This window comes from Actinoplanes solisilvae (genome assembly GCF_003999975.1).
GTDB classification, from domain to species: Bacteria; Actinomycetota; Actinomycetes; order Mycobacteriales; family Micromonosporaceae; genus Actinoplanes; species Actinoplanes solisilvae.
The window spans coordinates 75459-94800 of sequence record NZ_RJAC01000012.1 but is presented as its reverse complement, the minus strand read 5'-3'; the positions used below and the strand labels follow the sequence as shown (position 1 = coordinate 94800).

At 72.4% G+C, this 19342-nt stretch carries 21 protein-coding genes; 12 read left to right on the top strand and 9 right to left on the bottom strand.

The window, feature by feature from the left end; translation table 11 throughout:
* Positions 1–64: 64 nt before the first annotated feature.
* The 5 genes from EER30_RS27050 to EER30_RS27030 all read right to left on the bottom strand — a co-directional run bounded on the left by EER30_RS27050 (position 65) and on the right by EER30_RS27030 (position 4013).
* Positions 65–1630, bottom strand: a complete 1566-nt coding sequence (locus EER30_RS27050) for a gluconokinase (protein WP_127503425.1) — start codon at positions 1628–1630, stop codon at positions 65–67.
* A gap of 48 nt (positions 1631–1678) precedes the next feature.
* The gene (locus EER30_RS27045) at positions 1679–2191 is read right to left on the bottom strand and encodes an SRPBCC domain-containing protein (protein WP_127503424.1); all 513 of its coding nucleotides are present in this window, start codon (positions 2189–2191) and stop codon (positions 1679–1681) included.
* A gap of 37 nt (positions 2192–2228) precedes the next feature.
* Positions 2229–2573, bottom strand: a complete 345-nt coding sequence (locus EER30_RS27040; RefSeq protein ID WP_127503423.1) for an ArsR/SmtB family transcription factor — start codon at positions 2571–2573, stop codon at positions 2229–2231.
* Between the two features lie 281 nt (positions 2574–2854).
* Complete coding sequence (locus tag EER30_RS27035) at positions 2855–3133, bottom strand: hypothetical protein (protein ID WP_127503422.1); 279 nt, start codon at positions 3131–3133, stop codon at positions 2855–2857.
* A 115-nt stretch (positions 3134–3248) separates the two neighbouring features.
* Positions 3249–4013: an alpha/beta hydrolase family protein gene (locus EER30_RS27030; RefSeq protein WP_127503421.1), complete on the bottom strand. Its 765-nt coding sequence runs from the start codon at positions 4011–4013 to the stop codon at positions 3249–3251.
* Between the two features lie 53 nt (positions 4014–4066).
* Here EER30_RS27030 and EER30_RS27025 point away from each other — a divergent pair, with 53 nt between their 5' ends.
* Complete coding sequence (locus EER30_RS27025) at positions 4067–4840, top strand: alpha/beta hydrolase (RefSeq protein ID WP_127503420.1); 774 nt, start codon at positions 4067–4069, stop codon at positions 4838–4840.
* Positions 4841–4897: 57 nt separating this feature from the next.
* Positions 4898–5263 carry a hypothetical protein gene (locus EER30_RS27020; protein ID WP_127503419.1) on the top strand — a complete coding sequence of 122 codons (366 nt, stop codon included), beginning with the start codon at positions 4898–4900 and terminating at the stop codon, positions 5261–5263.
* Here the strand turns inward: EER30_RS27020 and EER30_RS27015 are convergent.
* A complete protein-coding gene (locus EER30_RS27015; RefSeq protein ID WP_127503418.1) occupies positions 5187–5588 on the bottom strand; it encodes a hypothetical protein in 402 nt (133 codons plus the stop codon). The genes EER30_RS27020 and EER30_RS27015 overlap by 77 nt on opposite strands.
* Before the next feature lie 80 nt (positions 5589–5668).
* On the opposite strand from EER30_RS27015, the gene EER30_RS27010 reads away from it, so the two are divergent.
* On the top strand, positions 5669–6508 hold the full coding sequence (locus EER30_RS27010) for an alpha/beta fold hydrolase (RefSeq protein ID WP_240670326.1): 840 nt from the start codon (positions 5669–5671) through the stop codon (positions 6506–6508).
* Positions 6509–6514: 6 nt separating this feature from the next.
* Here EER30_RS27010 and EER30_RS27005 read toward each other — a convergent pair whose 3' ends face one another.
* Positions 6515–7108 (bottom strand): HAAS signaling domain-containing protein, encoded by a 594-nt coding sequence (locus EER30_RS27005; RefSeq protein ID WP_127503416.1) that lies wholly within the window; start codon positions 7106–7108, stop codon positions 6515–6517.
* A 138-nt stretch (positions 7109–7246) separates the two neighbouring features.
* On the opposite strand from EER30_RS27005, the gene EER30_RS27000 reads away from it, so the two are divergent.
* Complete coding sequence (locus EER30_RS27000) at positions 7247–8128, top strand: ABC transporter substrate-binding protein (protein ID WP_127503415.1); 882 nt, start codon at positions 7247–7249, stop codon at positions 8126–8128.
* Between the two features lie 109 nt (positions 8129–8237).
* Here the strand turns inward: EER30_RS27000 and EER30_RS26995 are convergent, their stop codons facing one another.
* Complete coding sequence (locus EER30_RS26995; RefSeq protein ID WP_240670325.1) at positions 8238–9008, bottom strand: CDP-alcohol phosphatidyltransferase family protein; 771 nt, start codon at positions 9006–9008, stop codon at positions 8238–8240.
* Between the two features lie 104 nt (positions 9009–9112).
* On the opposite strand from EER30_RS26995, the gene EER30_RS26990 reads away from it, so the two are divergent.
* From EER30_RS26990 to EER30_RS26970, 5 genes are all read left to right on the top strand, one after another.
* Positions 9113–10087, top strand: coding sequence for a zinc-dependent alcohol dehydrogenase (locus tag EER30_RS26990; RefSeq protein WP_127503413.1), 975 nt, complete (start codon positions 9113–9115; stop codon positions 10085–10087).
* Between the two features lie 5 nt (positions 10088–10092).
* Positions 10093–10491: a 6-pyruvoyl trahydropterin synthase family protein gene (locus EER30_RS26985; RefSeq protein WP_127503412.1), complete on the top strand. Its 399-nt coding sequence runs from the start codon at positions 10093–10095 to the stop codon at positions 10489–10491.
* Positions 10488–11516: a glycosyltransferase family 4 protein gene (locus tag EER30_RS26980; protein WP_127503411.1), complete on the top strand. Its 1029-nt coding sequence runs from the start codon at positions 10488–10490 to the stop codon at positions 11514–11516. Before EER30_RS26985 ends, EER30_RS26980 begins: the two co-directional genes overlap by 4 nt.
* Positions 11513–12280 carry a class I SAM-dependent methyltransferase gene (locus EER30_RS26975; protein ID WP_127503410.1) on the top strand — a complete coding sequence of 256 codons (768 nt, stop codon included), beginning with the start codon at positions 11513–11515 and terminating at the stop codon, positions 12278–12280. Before EER30_RS26980 ends, EER30_RS26975 begins: the two co-directional genes overlap by 4 nt.
* Positions 12281–12341: 61 nt before the next feature.
* A complete protein-coding gene (locus EER30_RS26970; RefSeq protein WP_240670324.1) occupies positions 12342–13427 on the top strand; it encodes a lysylphosphatidylglycerol synthase transmembrane domain-containing protein in 1086 nt (361 codons plus the stop codon).
* Between the two features lie 75 nt (positions 13428–13502).
* Here the strand turns inward: EER30_RS26970 and EER30_RS26965 are convergent, their stop codons facing one another.
* Positions 13503–14195, bottom strand: coding sequence for a RibD family protein (locus tag EER30_RS26965; RefSeq protein WP_127503409.1), 693 nt, complete (start codon positions 14193–14195; stop codon positions 13503–13505).
* Between the two features lie 148 nt (positions 14196–14343).
* Here EER30_RS26965 and EER30_RS26960 point away from each other — a divergent pair, with 148 nt between their 5' ends.
* The 3 genes from EER30_RS26960 (at position 14344) to recQ (ending at position 19138) form a co-directional block, all read left to right on the top strand.
* Positions 14344–14985 (top strand): GTP cyclohydrolase II, encoded by a 642-nt coding sequence (locus tag EER30_RS26960; RefSeq protein WP_127503408.1) that lies wholly within the window; start codon positions 14344–14346, stop codon positions 14983–14985.
* A 34-nt stretch (positions 14986–15019) separates the two neighbouring features.
* Positions 15020–16960: a SpoIIE family protein phosphatase gene (locus EER30_RS26955; RefSeq protein ID WP_127503407.1), complete on the top strand. Its 1941-nt coding sequence runs from the start codon at positions 15020–15022 to the stop codon at positions 16958–16960.
* A gap of 99 nt (positions 16961–17059) precedes the next feature.
* Entirely contained in the window at positions 17060–19138 is a 2079-nt protein-coding gene (gene recQ, locus EER30_RS26950; RefSeq protein ID WP_127503406.1) for a DNA helicase RecQ, read from the top strand.
* The last annotated feature ends 204 nt before the right edge of the window (positions 19139–19342 follow it).

The window sequence follows — 19342 nt, the reverse complement described above, 5'->3', positions numbered from 1 at the left end:
CCGCTCGCCGCCATGCTTTCCTACGCCGGCCCGCAGAGTCAACGCGGGGTGATCTGAGCCTCCGTCAAGATCGCACCGCTTTCTCGGTCGTGAGGAGCGGCTGCGGCGCGAGCGCGTCGAGCTCGGTCACCACGTCGAGCACGGCCAGGGCCGACTTCTCGATCAGCGGGCGCAACCGGGCATAGAGCTCGGCGTCCGCCGCGTCGGGCACCGTCGGCTCCCCGACCGGCACCAGTGCCGCCGCCTCGTCGAGATCGGGCAGTTCGCCCAGCGCGTGCCGGGCCAGCAGGCAGGCCCCGAGCGCGGTCCCCTCCGGCGTGTCCGGGATCGTGACCGGCAGGTTCAGCGCCGCGGCCAGCACGCCAACCCAGAGCTCCGACGCGACCGCGCCGCCGGTGGCCCGTACCTCGGTGACCTCATTGCCGGAAGCCGTGAACGAGTCGCGGACCAGGGCGAGCTGCTGGCAGACGCCCTCGACCGCGGAACGCACCAGATGGGCCCGCCCGTGCTCGCGCCGCAACCCGAGGTAGGCCCCGCGCAGACCCGGCCGCCACCAGGGCGCCCGCTCGCCGAGCAGGTAGGGCAGGCAGAGCAGCCCGTCACTTCCGGCCGGCGCTCCCTGTGCCTCCATGAGCAGCGCCGCGTCGCGCTCGTCGGCGTCCTCCCCCTCGGCGCCGGGACGCTCGAACCCGGCCGCGAAGCTCTGCCCGGCCCAGCGCACGACCGATCCCGCGTTGTTGACCGCCCCGCCGATCACCCAGCGGTCCTCGGTCAGCGCGTAGCAGAACAGCCGCCCCGCCTCGTCGCCCGTGGGCCGGTCGACGACCGTCCGCAACGCCCCGCTGGTGCCGAGCGACACCGCCGCCACCCCCGCCGGCGTGGCCCCCACACCCAGGTTGGCCAGCGGCCCGTCGGCGGCCCCGATGATCAACGGCGTCGACGGGTCGATCCCGGCGGCCCGCGCGATGCCGGGCCGCAGCCGCAGACGGGTCGTGGTCGGCAGCACCTCGGCGAGCTGCCCCGCCCGCACCCCGGCCAGCTCGAGCGCCTCCGGATCCCAGCGGCGCTGGTGAATGTCGTACAGCCCGGTCCCACTGGCAATGGAGAGATCCACCGCGTACGGGCCCTCGGCGAGCGCGGCCACGACGAGCTCTTTCACCCCGCCCCAGCGTGGCGTCGCGCGCAACCGCTCGGGGTCGTTCTCGCGCCACCAGGCCAGCTTGGCCAGCGGTGACATCGGATGGACCGGCGTACCCGTGCGGGCCTGCAACCGCCGCCCGCGCCCGTCGGCCGCGATGTGCCGGCTCTGCTCGCCGGCCCGCCCGTCGGCCCAGGTGACCAGCGGCCCGAGCGGCGCACCGTCGGCGTCCATCGGCACCAGCCCGTGCAGGAATCCGCTCAGCCCGATGCCGGTGACCCGGTCGCCGTTCTGCCGGCAGGCGGTCGCGACCTCGATCAGCGCCTTGACGGCCGCGTCGCGCAGGGCCAGCGCGTCGAGCTCGGCCCGGCCCGCGCCCGGCACCGACAGCGGATAGTGGACGCTGGCCAGCGCACGGATGGTCCCGTCGGGCCCGGCCGCCACCCCCTTGGTAGCGGTGGTTCCGGTATCGATCCCGATCACGACATCCATGCGCGCCTCCGTCCGTTTTCTGCCCCCCAACCTAGTGGCAGGCCCACGTCAGAGCATTTCCGCGTACGCCTCCCGAAGCGCGGCGAACCCGTGGTCGAGGGCGTCCCGCCCGCGAATGACCCCGTGCGGATCCCCATCGAGCAGCCGCTGGAGAGCAGCGACACAGAGGTGCCAGCCCGTCGCGACAGAGGCGGGGTCCGTGGGTTCGACGAGGGTGTGGCGCAACGTCAGCCGGGTGCCTTCCCCGTACGCCTCCAGCTCCCACCGCAGCAGGTCGGCCCCCCACGAGTATTCGAGCACCGCGGGCGGCTCGACCACGCGCACCTCGGCCGGCAGATCGACCCGCTCGTCCCCGTCGTCCATCGTGAGCACGGTCGCCCCCGGCTGGTCGAGATCGCGCGCCGCACTGAACGGCGCCCATTGTTCGAGCTCGACCGGATCGGTGAGCGCCTCCCACACGACCGCGGGCGGGTGCCGCAACTCCCGCACGAAGATCAGCGTCCACGGCTCCCCGCCCCCGGTCAGGCTCGCGCCGCCGGGCGCCCCCACGTCAAGACTCATGCTCTCTTCCCTTCGTTTCCGACAGACCGCCACTCCCTCAGCGGGCCGCATCCTCGCTCCCCGGCCCGCTGTCATGCGGTCGCGTCCTGCTGTCCAGGTGGCGCTCCAACTCGGCCAGATGGTGTGTCCACATGCGCCGGTAGGGCGCCAGCCAGGCGTCCAGCTCGCGGAACGGCGCCGGGTCGAGCCGGTAGATCCGCTGCTGGGCCCGGACCTCGACGGTCACGACGCCGGCCTCCCGCAGCACGCGCAGGTGCTTCGACACCGCGGGCTGGCTCATCCCCAGCCCGGCCACCAGCTCCGACACCGTGCACGCCCGCATCCGCAAAGCATCGACGATGCGCCGCCGAGTCGGCTCCGCAATGGCCACCAATGCGTCCATGGGTCCACCATGCCATCCCGGTTATATAACCGTCAAGGCATGCATGACGTCGAGGTTGGACGGCGCGGGCGAAGTGAGCACAAGGAGAGGACGAAGCGAGGACGGAGGGAGAGGGAAGGCCGGGCGCGGAGAGGAGGGCGCCGAGCGGGGAAAGCAGCAGCGCGGGACAAAGCCACTGCGCGCCGCTCAAGTCGCGGGCACGGAAAACGCAGCGCAAGAAATCGCAGCACGGGAAACCGCGATCAATACGCGAGGGGCAGGACGTCGAGGCGGGCTGGAAGTCAGGGTGTGGCGCAGCCTGGGCCGGCCGCGCGGCCGGCGACGATGCGGTAGGCCGTGATGTCGCCGTCGACGTAGCCGGACAGGGCGGCGACCGAGTCGGGAGCGTCCCCGTTGACCCCCGCGTAGGCGAGAATCGCCGTGTCGACCGTGCGGCAGGTGGCCCGATCGGCGACCGTCTGCGCCTGCTCCGCGGCCGCCCCCGGATCTAACTGTGAGTAAGAGATTGCGGCGACACTCAAGGTGACCGCCGCCCCGACCGCCACATGAGTGAGATGCACTTGAGCAGCCTAAACAGTCTGACCATGAGCCCTGACCTGGCCGATCAGGCGAGTCTCACGAGCCACGGGTATCACTCTGGGTAGGACCGTCACAGGTCCGGCGAACCGGGACCGGTCAGACGACGGGTACGTGAGCGGTGAGGAAGGCCAGAATTTGCCCGCTCACCCGCGCGTACCGAGCGTCACCCGGCCTCAGGAACTCGCCGTGACGAGCCCCGTGCAGGGTCACGAACTGTTTGGGTGACGGCGCCATCGCGTACGCCTGGCGCCCGGCCCTGATCGGCACCACCCGGTCGCCGTCCCCGTGCACGAGGAGCAGCGGCGCCGGAAGGCCCCCGAATCCGCCCGGCGGCCGGCGCCCGCTGATCGACACCCCGGCCCGCAGGAATGCGGCGTGCCCCGGCCCGAACAGCCCGAGCGTCGTCGTCCCGCCCGCCGAGAATCCGACCGCCGCCACCCGGTCGACGTCGAGATGCCCGGCCAGTACGTCCCCGGGCGTGTGATCGAGCGCCCGCACCGCCGCGATCACGAACGCCGCGTCGGCGGGCTGATTGACGATGTCGCGACGGTCGACGCGCACCCGGCCGTTCGTCCGCGGATAGGCCGGCGCCGCCACCACGTAGCCCGCCCGGGCCCACCCCGCCGCGAGCCCTTCGAACTGCCGGGGCAGCCCGCCGAGCCCGTGGCTGAACAGGATGATCGGGTGGCGGCGGGTGGGCCGGGCCGGATGCCAAAGGGTGGTCGGCAGAGGTCGGTCGGCACCGCGCGCGAGCTGCAGCGTCCGCGAGACGACGGTTTCGCGGGCCGAGGCGGGCCGGGCCGGGCCGAAGCCGTCGAGCAGCAGCGCCAGGACCACCAGCACCACCCCGAGTCTGCGCACGCCGGAAGCTTATGAACGTCACGCAACGACGACGATCGCCGTTGTGGGTGACGATGAGACGACGAACATTCCTGGCCCTCGGCGCAACCGTCGGCGCGGTCGCCGGTTTGGCGGGTTATAACAGCCGATCGGGCGAATCGAGCCCCCTCGTTCCCCACGCCCCGGTGGGTGACGAACGTCTGGAGCGCCGCGACTCGGCCACCCGGGGCCGGCTCGTGGACTTCTACACCGCCGTGCCGGCCGGTCACGGCGACGGTCGCGGCCTGCCCGTCTGCGTCGTGCTGCACGGCGCCTCGACGACCGCCGCCGACTTCCCCCGGCTGGGCCTGGGCCGGTTCCTGACCGACGCCGTACGCCGGGGCGCGCCCCCGTTCGTGCTGGCCGGCGCGACCGGCGACCGCCTCGCGTGGCGGCCCTCCGGCGGCGACGATCCCCAGCGGATGGTGCACGAGGAGCTCCCGCGCTGGTGTGCCAAGCGTGGGTTCGACATTTCGCGAATGGCGTTGCTCGGCTGGTCGATGGGCGGCTACGGTTCGCTGCTGCTGGCCGAGGCCTATCCGGGGTTCGCCCGCGCGGTCGCCGCCTTCTCCCCGGCGGTGCGTCCGGGCGACGACGTCTTCACCGCCGCGCGGCAGCTCCGGGGCGTTTCGATCGGTCTCTGGTGCGGCCGTCAGGACGGTCTGCTCAACGAGGTCCGAGCCTTGGCGAAAGCCCTCCCCGAGCCGCCCGCGACGATGCGTTTCGAGGACGGCCGGCACAACTTCGCGTACTGGTCGAGGTGCCTCCCCGCAGGGCTGGACTTCGTGGCGAGGGCTTTACGGCATTGACGTCCGTTCCGTACCGTGGTGACTCAGAGCAACGGTCCCATCACGCTGGAGGATCCCATGCGTCGTGCCGCCGCCGTACTCGCCCTCGTCCTCGCCGGTCTCTGGATCGCCGCACCGGCGCAGGCCTTCGCCCACAACGCGGTTCACAACTCCGCCATGCACGCCCTGCTCGACGCGCTCACCCTGGTCGTGGTGTCGTCCCCGGTCTGGACGGCACTGCTGTGGAGCGGCGGCAACCGGTGGTGGCTGGCCGCCCTCGTCGCCGTGGTGCAGATACCGGTCGCCGTGATCGGTTTCGTGCCGATCGCCGATCCGTGGCTGCACCTGGCCCTGTTCGCCGTGGCCATCACCCTGACCGGCGTTTCGCTGCGAGTCGTGCGCCGTCAGGCCCGGGCGACGGCGACCGCCCCGGCGCGACCCTGATCCATTCCCCCTCCGGAGTGCGCACGGCCAGGCCCGCCACGGCCTGGCCGTCGCGCATGAGCTCCACCTCGGGGCAGCCGTCCACCGCCTCGTGCCATCCGCCGTCCGCGGCCCGTACGGCGTGGTGCCGGCAGTGCTCCTCGTCCACATAGCCCCACGCCATCAGCAGCTCGCGGCCGGCCATCGCGTAGCGGCCGGCGGTCGCGACGCGGTCGCCCTCGGGCCGCCGGAAGTAGTCGGCGCGCAGACCGGGCACCGGCTCGCCCTCGAAAGGGGCGTCGAGAACGGTCCGGTGCGGAGTCCAACCGCTCAGATCTGGCAGCACCGGCACATCCAACCACGCAAAAGGGACACCGACCCGATGATTTAACCTGCGTGTCAAGGGTGATGCCCGACAATGAGCAGATGGTGACCGAGACGATGGTGCCGGTCGACGGCATCGAGCTCTGCGTCGAGACGTTCGGGGAGACCGGCGATCCCGCCCTGCTGCTCATCGGCGGCGCGGCCAGCTCGATGGACTGGTGGGACGACGAATTCTGCCGGCGTCTGGCCGCCGACGGGCGCCTCGTCGTGCGCTACGACCACCGTGACACCGGCCGCTCGACGTCGTTCCCCCCGGGCGACCCGCCGTACTCCGATGTGGATCTGGCCCATGACGCGCTCGGCGTGCTCGACGCGCTCAGCCTGCACCGCGCCCACCTGGTCGGCCTGTCGATGGGCGGCGGCCTGGCCCAGCGCATCGCGATCGAGCGGCCCCACAGGGTGCTCTCGCTGACGCTGATGTCCACCAGCACCGTCCCGCCGGCGCACGACGTGACGGCGCCCGGGGGTGGAGAAGCGCCCGACTGGACCGACCGCCGGTCCGCGATCGACGCCCTGGTTTCCGGCGTACGCCGGCTCGGGGGCCCGTTCACCGCCGACGAACACCATCTGCGCCGCCTCGCCGCCCGCGTCTTCGACCGCACGCGTGACATGGCCGCGTCGCAGACCAACCACTTCAGCTGTGCCGGCGGCCCGCCGACCCGCGACAGACTCGGCGCGATCACCGCCCCGACGCTGGTCATGCACGGCACGCTCGACCCGTTCTTCCCGCCCGAGCACGCGCGCACGCTGGCCGCCGAGATCCCCGGCGCCCGGCTCGTCTGGCTCGACGGGGTCGGCCACGAGTTCCCGCCCGCGGCGGTGTGGACCCGGGTGATCGACGAGATCATCGATCAGGCCGGCCGCCGTACACAGCCGGCCTGAACGGGGTCAGCGGTGGCGCACCCGGTCGAGCAGGCGCATCCCCGCGAAGACCCCGCCGCCGGCCGCGGCCAGGTAGCAGAACAGCATGACGGCGGCGCCGCCCGCCCCGGCCAGGGCGAAGATGAAGCCGATGGCGAGGGCCGCGGCGCCCGAGCCGAGCACGACGAACCAGGCGAGGGCCTTCTCGGCCGGGGTCCAGTGCGGCGAGGCGCTGGCCATCAGCATCCCGGCGACCGGCGCGACGCCCGGCAGCACGAACGAGCCGGCCGTCATCAGGCCGACCGCCGTGAACTCGGCCGCTCCCCCGGTGATCGTGGCCGGCGCGGGCGGCGGCGGGACCAGGGCGGGCAGCCGCAGGTGCGGGGGCAGGTGGCCGCGTCTGGCCGCCGCGACGAGCGACTCCGGCGGCCCTAAGCGGTTCACGATCTCGGCGGCGTCCTCGAGCGGCGACGCCGAGGTGCGCCGCATGGCGACGTAGTCGGCGACGGTGGTCATCAGCTCGTCGCGCAGCTCGGGTGAGAGGTCCTCGCTCTGCGACCAGAGCGCGGCCAGATAGTCCAGGACGATCACGTCCGTGTGCGCGAGCGGTGCCGTCGTCATCGGTGTCCCCCTGTTCGGCGCGGTGAGAGCGCGATGGGACCAGCATCGCGGCGCGGCGCCGCCGGAACATCGGCCACCGGACCGGATCCCGTACCCGGCCTATGACTTTCGGCCGATGCCCCGGGGCAGGATGGTGGCATGCGCCTGGTTTCCCTGCTGCCGTCGGCCACCGAGATCGTCTACGCCCTCGGGCTGGGCGACGACCTGGTCGGCGTGACCTTCGAGTGCGACGAGCCGCCCTCGGCCCGTACGGAGAAGACCGTCGTGGTGGGCGGCCGTGACACGCGCGGCATGACGCCGGGCGAGATCGACGCGTACGTCCGAGGACGGCTGGAGGAGGGCGGCGACCTCTACACGTTGCACGCCGACGCGCTCGCCGGCCTGGCTCCCGACCTGATCCTGACGCAGGACCTGTGCCGCGTCTGTGCCCTGCCGTCGGGTCACGTCACCGATGCGCTCGACCATCTCGGCTGCCGCGCCGACGTCGTCTCGCTCGACCCGTACTCGCTCGACGAGGTGCTGGGCACGATCCGCGAGGTGGGCATCGCCGCCGGGGTTCCCGAGCGCGCCGAGAAGTTGATCAGCGAGTTGCGGGCCCGCCTGGATCGAGTGGCCACCGCCGTCGCGGGGCGGGCCCGGCCGCGGGTCACGGTCGTCGAGTGGGTCGACCCACCGTTCAGCGCCGGCCACTGGGTTCCCGACCTGGTGACCGCGGCCGGCGGCGATCCGGTCGCGGCGAACGGGGGAAAGAGATCGGTCCAGACCACGTACGAGGACATGGCCGCCCCCGCGCCCGAGATCGTGCTGGTCACGCCGTGCGGCTTCCACCTCGACGGGGCGATCGAGCAGGCCCGCCGGGTCGTGCCGCACTTCCCGGACGCCCAGGTGTGGGCGCTCGACGCCGACGGTCTGATCGTGCGTCCCGGCCCGCGGCTGGTCGACGGCGTCGAGGCGATCGCGGCGATCCTGCACCCGGATGTCGTTCCGTCCCCGCCGGGCGCGGCGGCCCGCGTCAATTGAGCGGGGACACCACGCCCACCGCGCGGGACCGTGCGCGGCGGGCGTGGCTCGGGGGCGGGATGGAGGCGCGGGGCGGGCGGCGACGCGGAGCAGCCACCACCCGGCGGGATCAGTGCGCGAGGGCGGGGCGGCGCTGCGGGGCCGCCCAGCGGGTGCGGGCCGCCGCGCGGATGCGCGAGGCGCGGAAGAGCCACTGGATGTCGGAGCCGAACGACCAGGTCAGCGACCCGAGCGCGACGGCCAGCGCGACCTGTGTCAGCGGCGGGGGCAGCAGGTCGGCCGTGGCCAGGGCCAGGATGACGCCCTGCAGCGCGGCGACGACCTTCCGGGAGAAGCGGGGCGGCAACGCGGCGTTGAGCCACGGCAGCGCCCAGGCGGCGGCCACGAAGGCGTACCGGAAGACGCCGATCGCCACCCACCACCAGCCGAACCGGTCACCGGCGTAGACGCTCAGGACCAGGATCAGGAACGCGTCGATCTCCATGTCGAAGCGGGCGCCGAGCGCCGTCGTGGTGCCGGTGCGCCGGGCCACCTGACCGTCCACGCCGTCGAGGGCGAGCGCCACACCGGCGATCGCGACCAGGACGGGCATGCTGACCGGCTGGCTGAACGAGGTGATCACCATCGCGGTCACGCCGCCGACGAGGATCGCGCGGGCCAGGGTCACCGCGTTGGCCGCGCCGATGGTGTGCAGACCGGCGCGGCCGAGCCCGGCGCCGAGCAGACCGCAGAGGACCAGACCGTACGCCGCGCCGCCGATCAGGCCGGTCGCGGTGAGCCCCAAAGTGCTGCCGAGCAGGGCCAGCAGGGCGAGTTGAGCAGCCAGGCCGACCACCGGGGCGCGAGAAGAGTCGCTGCTCGGTGCGGTTACTGAAGTCACCGTGGCCTCCATGTGCAAGATCGGCCGCCGCGTATGGTTGCCGTCGTCAGGGCATTACACGGCCGTGACGCGCGATCGGTTCAGTGGGCGGAGGGAACAACCCCATGACGAGTGACGGCTTCGCCTTCTGGCTGGCCGAGCCGGGCCGGGGTGAGATCCGCCCGGTCGAGGTGCCCGAGCCGGGGCCCGGCGAGGTTCTCGTCCGCACCCTTCACACGGGCGTGAGCAGGGGAACCGAGACTCTCGTGTTCACCGGCCGGGTGCCCGAGAGCCAGTGGTCGGCCATGCGTGCTCCCTTCCAGGAGGGCGAGTTCCCCGCCCCGGTCAAGTACGGCTATCTCAATGTCGGCGTGGTCGAACAGGGGCCGCCCGAACTGCTCGGGCGCACCGTCTTCAGCCTCTATACCCACCAGACCCGCTTTATCGCACCGGCCCACATGGTCACTGTCGTGCCCGACGGCGTGCCGGCGCACCGGGCCGTCCTCGCCGGGACGGTCGAGACCGCGGTCAACGCCCTGTGGGACGCGCGTCCGCTGGTCGGTGACCGCATCGCCGTGGTCGGCGCGGGCATGGTGGGTGGGTCCGCCGCTGCGATTCTCGCGCGGTTTCCCGGCGTACGCCTGCAGCTCGTCGACGTCGACGCGGGGCGCGCCGCCCTGGCTGCCCGTCTGGGCGCGGAGTTTGCCCTTCCGGACGACGCTCTCGGCGGCTGTGACCTGGTGATTCACGCCAGCGCGACGTCGGCCGGGCTGACCCGGTCGCTGGAGCTGCTGGCCACCGAGGGCACCGTCGTCGAGCTGAGCTGGTACGGCGACAAGCAGGTCAGCGTGCCGCTCGGTGAGTTCTTCCACTCGCGCCGGCTGACCGTGCGCGGCAGCCAGGTCGGCGGCATCGTGCCCGGCCGCAACCGCTCGTACGCCGAACGTCTCGCCCTGTCTCTCGAACTGCTGAAGGACGAGCGGTTCGAGGCGCTCGTCACCGGGCATTCGCCCTTCGCCGAGCTTCCCGAGGTGCTGCCCCGCCTGGCCGACGGCAGCCTCCCGGCCCTCTGCCACGTGATCGACTATCCCGAGGAGTAGAGCTCTTGTTCAGCATCACCGTCCGCGACCACATCATGATCGCGCACAGCTTCTCCGGCGAGGTCTTCGGACCGGCGCAGAAGCTGCACGGCGCGACCTTCGTGGTGGACGCCACCTTCCGCCGGCCCGAGCTCGACGAGGACAACATCGTCGTCGACATCGGCCTCGCGAGCCAGGAGCTGCACGCGATCTGCGGCGGGCTGAGCTACCGCAACCTCGACGACGAGCCCGACTTCCTGGGCATCAACACGTCGACGGAGTACCTGGCCAAGGTCATCGCCGACCGGCTGGCCGACAAGATCGCCAAGGGCGACCTGGGTCCGGGCGCGAGCGGGCTGACCGGGCTGACGCTCACCCTGCACGAGTCGCACATCGCCTGGGCCTCGTACGAGCGCGATCTGTGACGTTTCCGCTGTGGGCCGTGCTGCCGGGCGGCATCGACGACCCGGCCACGCCCAGCGGCGGCAACCGCTACGACCGTACGGTGCTGGGCCTGCTCCCGGACGTGCACGAGCTCGCGGTCAACGGCTCCTGGCCCGTTCCGGACGAATCGGCGCGCCGGGCACTAGTCGCGGCGTTGTCCGGCATTCCGGATAATGCCACCGTGCTGGTGGACGGACTCGTGGGCTGCGGGGTGCCGGAGATCCTCGAGCCGCACGCCCACCGGCTGCGGTTCGCGGTCCTCGTGCACCTGCCCCTGAGCGACGAGACGGGACTCGACCCCGCGGTGGCGACGTCGTTGCGTGCCCGGGAGCGGAAGACCCTGCACCTGGCCTCGGCGGTGATCGCGACCAGCGACGCGGCGGCGGCCCGAGTGCGCGAGATGCACGATTTGCCGCATGTGGCGGTGGCCGCGCCAGGGGTCTCGCCGGCTCCGGTCGCCGTTCCCGACCCCAGCGGGCGACGGCTGCTCTGCGTGGCCTCGGTCAGTCCCCGCAAGGGGCAGGACCTGCTGGTCGGAGCGCTCGAGAACGACCTGACCGGGCTCGACTGGGAGTGCGTGTTCGCCGGGGCGCTGACACGGCCCGTCCCGCACGCCGACCCCCGCCTGCGGTTCGTGGGCCCCCTGGGCGGCGACGCGCTCGAGGCCGCGTACGCGGGCAGTGATCTCTTTGTTCTGCCCTCGCGGGCCGAGACCTACGGCATGGTAGTGACCGAGGCGCTCGCCCGCGGGGTCCCGGTGCTGGCCACGGACGTCGGCGGGGTGCCCGAGGCGCTGGGGACGGCGCCGGACGGCACAGTGCCCGGCATGTTGATCCCGCCCGACGACCAGGCCGCCCTCGCCACCGCGCTGCGGGCCTGGCTCACCGACCCGGCGCTGCGCGAACGCCTGCGCGCCGCCGCCCGTGCCCGGCGGGAAACCCTCCCGACGTGGGACGAGACCGCACGAAGGCTGTCCACCGCCGTCCGTGAAGGAGACCCCCAATGACCGGAGAGTTCAGCGAGTCCTGGCTCGGCCTGCGCGAACCCGCCGACGCCGCGGCCCGCGCCGCCGACCTGGTCGACCTGGTGCCGAGGCCGGTGCACGTGGTGCGTGACCTGGGGTGCGGCACCGGCTCGATGGCCCGATGGCTCGCCCCACGGCTGGAGACCCCGCAGCACTGGATCCTGGCCGACCGCGACCCGAAGCTGCTGCACTACGCGACCTCGCACGTGCGGATCCCGGGGGTCAGCGTCGAGGGCGCACTCGGTGATGTGACCGCGCTCAGGGTGGCCGACCTGGACGGCACCGACCTGGTGACCTGCTCGGCGCTGCTCGACCTGCTCACCGAGGGCGAGATCGACGCGCTGGCCGGAGTGCTCGCCACGGCGGGGGTGGCGGCGCTGTTCACGCTCTCGGTCGCCGGGGAGGTCACGCTCGACCCGGCCCGGCCGGAAGACTCGACGGTCGCCGCCGCGTTCGACGCCCACCAGCGACGTACGGTGGGAGAGCGTCGGCTGCTCGGTCCGGACGCTCCGGCGTACGCGGTCAAGGCCTTCGAGAAGGCGGGCGCGACGGTGGTGACCCGGCCGAGCCCGTGGCAGCTCGGGCCCGCGTTGCCCGAGTTGACCGCGGAATGGCTGCGCGGCTGGGTGGGTGCGGCCCAGCAACAGGACCCCTCCCTCGCGCTCGACGGCTATCTGAGCGGGCGGCTGGAGCACCTGCCGAGCGTGTCGGTCGGACATGTCGATCTTTTGGCGGTCTTCGGCTGAACCCTTTGTGCCTGTCCTGGCGTACTAGGGGAAGGACGGGCACAACGAAGGGAACGGCAACGTGGCGCGAATCTGGGCTTGGGCAAGGATCCTGGGTGGAGCCGGGATCCTGGCTTTCCTTCTGTGGCGGCTCGGGACCGGCGCCTTCCTCGACGGCCTGCGGGTGATCTCGTGGCCCGCCCTGTCGCTGGCTTTCGGCATCGGCGTGGTCACGACGGTGTTCAGCGCGTGGCGGTGGTGCCTGGTGGCCCGCGGGCTCGGCCTGCGACTCTCGTTCCGCGCGGCGGTGGCCGACTACTACAAGGCGCTGTTCCTCAACGCGGCGCTGCCCGGCGGGGTGCTCGGCGACGTCGACCGGGCCGTCCAGCACGGGCGCGACGAGGGTGACGTGGCCAAGAGCGTACGAGCGGTGGTGCTCGAACGGACCGCCGGTCAGCTCGTTCTCCTCGGCGTCGGCGTGACCGTGCTGCTCACGGTGCCCTCCCCCGTGCTGACCGTGCTGCAACGGCACGGCCTCACCGTCGCCATCGTCGTTTCCGCTGTTCTGGCCGGCGTCGTGCTGGTGCTGCTGGCCTGCCGTCAGCTGCGCCAGGGCGGCTCGCGGGTCGCGGCCGCCGTCCGCACGGGGGCCGCGGAGATCCGCACCGGCCTGCTGTCGCGCCGCAACTGGCCCGGGGTCACGCTGGCCTCGGTGGTCGTGCTGGCCGGGCACCTGGCGACCTTTGTGGTCGCGGCCCGCGCGGCCGGCTCGTCGGCGTCCCTGACCCGGCTCGCGCCGCTGATGCTGCTCGCGCTGCTGGCCATGTCGCTGCCCCTGAACGTGGGCGGCTGGGGTCCCCGTGAGGCGGTGACCGCGTGGGCGTTCGGCGCGGCCGGCCTGAGCGCGACGCAGGGCCTGACCATCGCGGTCGTCTACGGCGTGTTCGCCTTCGTCGCGGCGCTGCCCGGCGCGGTCGTCCTGCTGGCCCGAGGTGCTGCCCGGGTGCGGGTGGCGCTGGCGCTGCGCTTCACCGCCCCGACTTCCCCGGCCCCCTACGGTGTGCTGCCCGCGCTTCCTGCCGCACTGCCCATCGTCCCGGTCTCGCCCGCCCCGGCGGGTGCGGCGCAGTGGCCGCTGGACCGCGAACTGGCGCGTGCCGGCGCATAACGGATGCCCCACCATTCACGCCGCGACGTAGCGGCTCTCCACCGGCCCGGAGCCGCGACTCCGGGCCGGGAATGCTCAGCCCGCGTCGAAGCGGTCGGTCAGGGCGTAGCGCAGCAGCACCACGTCGCCGATCTGACGGACCTCGGCCAGGGTGGCCCGGCTGCTCGGGCCCCACGGGAAGTCGCCGTCGCTGACGAAGCGCGGCGCCCGCGAGTCGCCCACGAAGAACGGCGCCACCACCAGTTGCAGCTCGTCGGCCAGACCCTCGGTCAGGAACTGCGTGTGCATCGTTCCGCCGCCCTCGACCATGAGCCGGCGCACGCCGCGTGCGGACAGGTCGTCCATGACCAGGTGCAGGTCGATCGGGTCGCCGCCGTCGACGACCGTGGCGACCTGGCCGAGCCGTTCGCGCGCCGAGTCGTAGGACGCCGACGTGCAGTAGACGAGCTTGTCGACGTCGCCCACGCTGAAGAACCGCGCCTCGGGGTCGATGTCGCAGCGCGCGGTCACGGTGACCTTGAGCGGGTTGGGCGCTTCGCCGCGGGCGACGCGGGCCGCACGCCGCTCGGCCGAGCGCACCTGCAGCCGCGGGTTGTCCTGCCGGATGGTGGCCGCGCCGACCAGGATCGCGTCACAACCGCTACGAACTGCGTCGACGCGGTCGAAATCCGCATCGTTCGAAAGCAGCAGTCGCTCCTGCTCGGCGTCGTCCAAGTATCCATCGATGGACATGCCGCAGCTCAGCAAGGTGTAAGGACGCTGAACCACCGATGACGCCTCCGTATGAGCGACGATCGTCACCCTGGTCGAACAGTTGCGTCCAAGATAATCCGCGACACGATTACTGGCACGTTCGCGGGCCTGATTGCGGTGCGGTGGGTATAGCGGATCAGCGGGGAACCAACGAGGAGGACCGATGTTGAAAGCCACGGTGCGGCAGCAGGTGACCGTCCCCCTGCGTTTCGGGGACGGTTTCACCACGACCGCTCGTGTGATGACCTTCGACGGGCTCGTCGACGGCAAGGAGCATCTGGCCCTCGGCCTGGGCGACTGGCAGCGGGCGCTGAAGAAGTCCGCCGCCGGGGGCCGGCCGTTGATGGTCCGGCCGCACAGCGAGTGCCTGACCGGCGACGTCTTCGGCAGCCAGCGCTGCGACTGCGGGCCGCAACTGCGCGAGGCCGCCGAGCGCATCGCGGAGCAGGGCGGGTTCCTGCTCTACCTGCGCCAGGAGGGACGCGGCATCGGGCTCTACGCCAAGCTCGACGCCTACGCCCTGCAGGACGCCGGGCTCGACACCTACGAGGCGAACGTGGCGCTGGGCCGCGGCGAGGACGAACGCGACTACACCGCCGCCGCCCAGATGCTGCTCGCGCTCGGCGCCGACCGCATCAGGCTGCTGAGCAACAACCCCGACAAGGCCGTCCAGCTCGAGAAGTGCGGCATCGAGGTCGCTCAGCGCGTGCCGACCGGCGTGCACATGTCGGCGGCGAACGTGCGTTACCTGGCCACCAAGGCGTCGCACACCGCTCACACTATCGAGTTACCCCTGGCTGAGTGACGCTCGGCGCCCGGCGTCGGGCAGGATGAGCTGCATGGAGGACGACACCCCGCTGGTGCTCACCGCGGTCGACCAGGTGCCTTTCATCCTGGCCGTGTGCGAGGGCCCTGAGCTGCGGGTGCTCACGCTGAGCGCGGCCACCCGGTCGGTGCTGGCCGGTCGCGAGTTTCGCGGCCGGCCCATCCGCGAGGTGCTCAACGACCTGGCCGGGCAGCAGTTCGTCGACGCCTACCACGACGTCTACCGCACCGGCGAGCCGATCAACGGGCGCGAGTGGCGGGCCCACATCACCGCGCCGGACGGCTCGGTGCACGAGATGTTCGCGAACTTCACGATCACCCCCTGGATGGTCGACGGCGTGCGGCGCGGCGTCATCGGGGTCGGATTCGACGTCACCGACATGGTGCGCCAACGGCAGGCGGCGGCCGAACAGACGGCGCGCCTGAAGCGCCGTTACGACCAGACCCGCGAAGTGATCACGGCCCTGCAGCGCGAGCTGCTGCCGGCGGGGTTGCCGGTGCTGCCGGGGGCGCAGGTCGCGGCGAGCTATCTGCTGGCCGAGGCGGACACGGCCGCGGGCGGCGACTGGTTCGACGCGGTCGCGCAACGCGACGGGCGGGTCGCGCTGATCGTCGGCGACGTGGTCGGTCACGGCGTCACCGCCTCGGGCGTCATGGGGCAGCTGCGCGCGGTGCTGCAGGACCGGCTCGAGGAGGGCGCGGGGATCGTCGAGGCGCTGACCGCCGCCGACCGCTTCGCCACCCGGTTGCCGGCCGCGCACGCGACGACGGTCGTGCTGGTCGCGCTCGACCCGGTGAGCGGCGAGCTCGCCTATTGCACGGCCGGGCACCCGGCGCCGCTGCTGGTCAGCCGCTCGGGCGAGACCCGCTATCTGCCGCCGACCGGCGGCGCGCCGCTCGGGACCGGCGGCGCCTTCCCCGTGCGCTCCGACCGGCTCGACGAGGGCGAACTGCTGCTGCTCTTCAGCGACGGGATCCTCGAGCGGCCCGGCCGCGACCACACGTCGAGCGCGGCCGACCTGGCCCACGTGGCCGCCGACAGCGCCGCCGGACGGGCCCTGCACGACCCCGTCTCGACCCCGGCCGAGCGGGTCTGCTCGCAGACGGTCGAACTGCTGGTGCGGGCGGCCGGGCACACCGACGACATCACCATGCTGGCTGTCCAGCGCGTGCCGGTCGTACCCGATCTGGCCCTGGAACTGCCGGCCGAACCGGCCGAACTGCGCGACGCCCGGCACCGGCTCGGTGATTGGCTCGGGCGCGTGGGCGCAACCGGCGAGGACGTCTTCGCTCTGCAGCACGCGATCGGCGAGCTGCTGGCCAACGCCGTGGAACACGCGGGCACCACCGACGGCGCGACGGTCAAGCTGAACGCGACGCTGAACCCGGCCGGGTCGGTGCTCGTCTCGGTCACCGACGACGGACGCTGGCAGGAGCCGCGACGCCAGGCCAACCGGGGCCGCGGGCTGGCGCTGGCGGCCCAGCTCGTGGCGGAGCTGAAGGTCGACCACTCCGAGGCGGGCACGGTCGCGCGGGTGGCGAAACCGTTGAGCCGCCCGGCCCGGCTGCTCGACCTGTCGGCCGCCGACCGGCAACCGCCCCAGCCGGACGACCGGGTCGAGTTCCGGATCGTCGAGCAGACCGGTGACGACGAGGCCCGTGTGCGGGTGGAGGGGCCGCTCGACGTGACGACGGCGGCCCTGGCCCGTCAGGAGCTGCTGCGGCGCAGCCGGGGCGGCACCGTGCGGATGACCGTGGACCTCTCGGGTGTTACTCATCTGTCCAGCGCGGGAGTGTCCGCGCTGCACCACGTGGCGGGTCAACATGCGACTCAGGACGCTCCTCTCGTGCTGCACGCCGAGCCGGGCACACCCGCACAGGTGATTCTGGCTCTGGTGGCGCTGTTGCCTTCATTGCCTTCGCTGCCTTCGCTGCCTTCGCTGCCTTCGCGCTGAGAAGTCTGCCGGGCGCGCGGGCCGGCTGGGAGTTATCCACATTTCGACGTTGTCCACAGGGCTTCGCACGAAGGCCGCGTTCCTCTGTACTGTCGCGGAGTGACTTCGGCATCCCAGGTTCCCGCTCAAGGCTCGGCGGCCGTCGACGTCCTCAACAGGGTGTTCGGCTATCCCTCCTTCCGCGGTCAGCAACACGAGATCATCGAGCACGTGGCCGGCGGCGGCGACGCGCTCGTGCTGATGCCGACCGGCGGCGGCAAGTCGCTGTGCTACCAGATCCCGGCGCTGGTGCGCCCGGGCACGGGCGTGGTGATCTCGCCGCTGATCGCGCTGATGCAGGATCAGGTCGACGCGCTGCGCACCGCCGGCGTGCGGGCCAACTTCATCAACTCCGCGCTCGACTACGACGAGCGCCGCCTGGTCGAGGCCGAGTTCGTCAACGGCGACCTCGACCTGCTCTACGTGGCGCCCGAGGGTCTGGGCGTGCCGGCCACCCAGCGGCTGCTCGACCGCGGCAAGATCTCGTTGTTCGCGATCGACGAGGCCCACTGCGTGTCCCAGTGGGGCCACGACTTCCGGCCCGACTATCTCAACCTGTCGATGCTGCACGAGCGCTGGCCCGACGTGCCGCGCATAGCGCTCACCGCCACGGCGACGACGGCCACGCGCGACGAGATCGCCACCCGGCTGCAGCTCACCGACGCGCGCCACTTCACGGCCAGCTTCGACCGGCCCAACATCCAATACCGCATCGTCGGCAAGAACGAGCCGCGCAAGCAGCTGCTCGACCTGCTGCGCACCGAGCACCCCGGTGACTCCGGCATCGTCTACTGCCTGTCCCGCGCCTCGGTCGAGCGCACAGCCGAGTTCCTCGTCCAGAACGGGGTCAACGCCCTGCCCTACCACGCGGGCCTCGACAACCGGGTGCGCGCGGCCAACCAGTCCCGCTTCCTGCGCGAGGACGGGCTGGTCATGGTGGCGACGATCGCTTTCGGCATGGGCATCGACAAGCCCGACGTACGGTTCGTGGCCCACCTCGACCTGCCGAAATCCGTCGAGGGCTACTACCAGGAGACGGGACGCGCCGGCCGCGACGGGCTGCCGTCCACGGCCTGGCTGGCCTACGGGCTGCAAGACGTCGTGCAGCAGCGCAAGATGATCGAGAGCTCCGACGGCGACCTGGCCCACCGCCGCAACGCCGGCCAGCACCTCGACGCGATGCTCGCCCTCTGCGAGACGGTGACGTGCCGGCGGTCCCAACTGCTCAACTACTTCGGCCAGACCGCGTCCGAGGCCAACTGCGGCAACTGCGACACGTGCCTCGCCCCGCCCGAGTCGTGGGACGGCACGGTCCCCGCGCAGAAACTCCTGTCGACCGTGCTGCGGCTGCAACGCGAGCGGGGTCAGAAGTTCGGCGCGGGCCAGTCGATCGACATCCTGCTCGGCAAGGAGACCGACAAGGTCCAGCGCTTCCGCCACCACGAGCTCTCGGTCTTCGGCATCGGCACCGAGCTGCGCGACGCCGAGTGGCGCGGGGTGGTCCGCAAGCTGCTGGCCGCGGGTCTGCTGGCCGTCGAGGGCGAATACAGCACCCTGGTCCTCACCGACGCCAGCTCGAGCGTCCTGCGCGGCGAGACCAAGGTGATGATGCGCCGCGAGGCTCCCAAGACGAAGATCAAGGCCCCGAGGCAGCGCGCCACCACGGCCGGGGGCGCGCCCGCTGTCGCCGCCGGCGACCTGTCCCCCGCCGCCACCTCGGTCTTCGAGCGTCTGCGGGCGTGGCGGGCCGGCGTGGCCAAGGAACAGGGCATGCCCGCCTACGTGATCTTCCACGACGCCACCCTGCGGGCGATCGCCACCCTCAACCCGAAAACCCTGGCCGAGCTGGGCACGGTGAGCGGCGTCGGCCAGGGCAAGCTCACCAAGTTCGGCCAGCAGGTGCTCGACACCCTCAACGGCGCCGACCCCGCAGGGTCGGCCGCAGCCCCGGCCGCCCCCGCAGCCCGCGCCGCCGCGACGCAGCCCTCGCGGGCCTCGGCCCCGGCGCCGGCTACTCGGCGCCCCGCCGTCACGTCCCGCTCCGCCGAGCCGGAGCCGGCACCACCGGCCCACACCTTCGACGAGGAGCCGCCCGACTACGACTGGGACGCCGAACCCCCATCACCCGACTACGACTGACAGCTCATGACCCTTCGCTTGTAAGGCGAGTGCTCGGCCGGCTCATGACCCTTCGCTTGTAAGGCGAGTGCTCGGCCGGCCGCACGTCCAGGCCCGGGGCCTGGCCGCGCGGGGGCGGCCGGTGTCCGTCCCGGGGGTGACTGTCGCCCGATTGGCGGAGAATGTCGGCTTGCTGTCGGTAGTGGGCCGGGGCGTGTGGACCGT

Coding starts and splice junctions, on each gene's coding strand:
- EER30_RS27050 (WP_127503425.1), bottom strand. CDS start 1,630: ATGGATGTCGTGATCGGGATCGATACCGGAACCACCGCTACCAAGGGG.
- EER30_RS27045 (WP_127503424.1), bottom strand. CDS start 2,191: ATGAGTCTTGACGTGGGGGCGCCCGGCGGCGCGAGCCTGACCGGGGGC.
- EER30_RS27040 (WP_127503423.1), bottom strand. CDS start 2,573: ATGGACGCATTGGTGGCCATTGCGGAGCCGACTCGGCGGCGCATCGTC.
- EER30_RS27025 (WP_127503420.1), top strand. CDS start 4,067: ATGAGACGACGAACATTCCTGGCCCTCGGCGCAACCGTCGGCGCGGTC.
- EER30_RS27020 (WP_127503419.1), top strand. CDS start 4,898: ATGCGTCGTGCCGCCGCCGTACTCGCCCTCGTCCTCGCCGGTCTCTGG.
- EER30_RS27010 (WP_240670326.1), top strand. CDS start 5,669: ATGGTGACCGAGACGATGGTGCCGGTCGACGGCATCGAGCTCTGCGTC.
- EER30_RS27005 (WP_127503416.1), bottom strand. CDS start 7,108: ATGACGACGGCACCGCTCGCGCACACGGACGTGATCGTCCTGGACTAT.
- EER30_RS27000 (WP_127503415.1), top strand. CDS start 7,247: ATGCGCCTGGTTTCCCTGCTGCCGTCGGCCACCGAGATCGTCTACGCC.
- EER30_RS26990 (WP_127503413.1), top strand. CDS start 9,113: ATGACGAGTGACGGCTTCGCCTTCTGGCTGGCCGAGCCGGGCCGGGGT.
- EER30_RS26975 (WP_127503410.1), top strand. CDS start 11,513: ATGACCGGAGAGTTCAGCGAGTCCTGGCTCGGCCTGCGCGAACCCGCC.
- EER30_RS26960 (WP_127503408.1), top strand. CDS start 14,344: ATGTTGAAAGCCACGGTGCGGCAGCAGGTGACCGTCCCCCTGCGTTTC.
- EER30_RS26955 (WP_127503407.1), top strand. CDS start 15,020: ATGGAGGACGACACCCCGCTGGTGCTCACCGCGGTCGACCAGGTGCCT.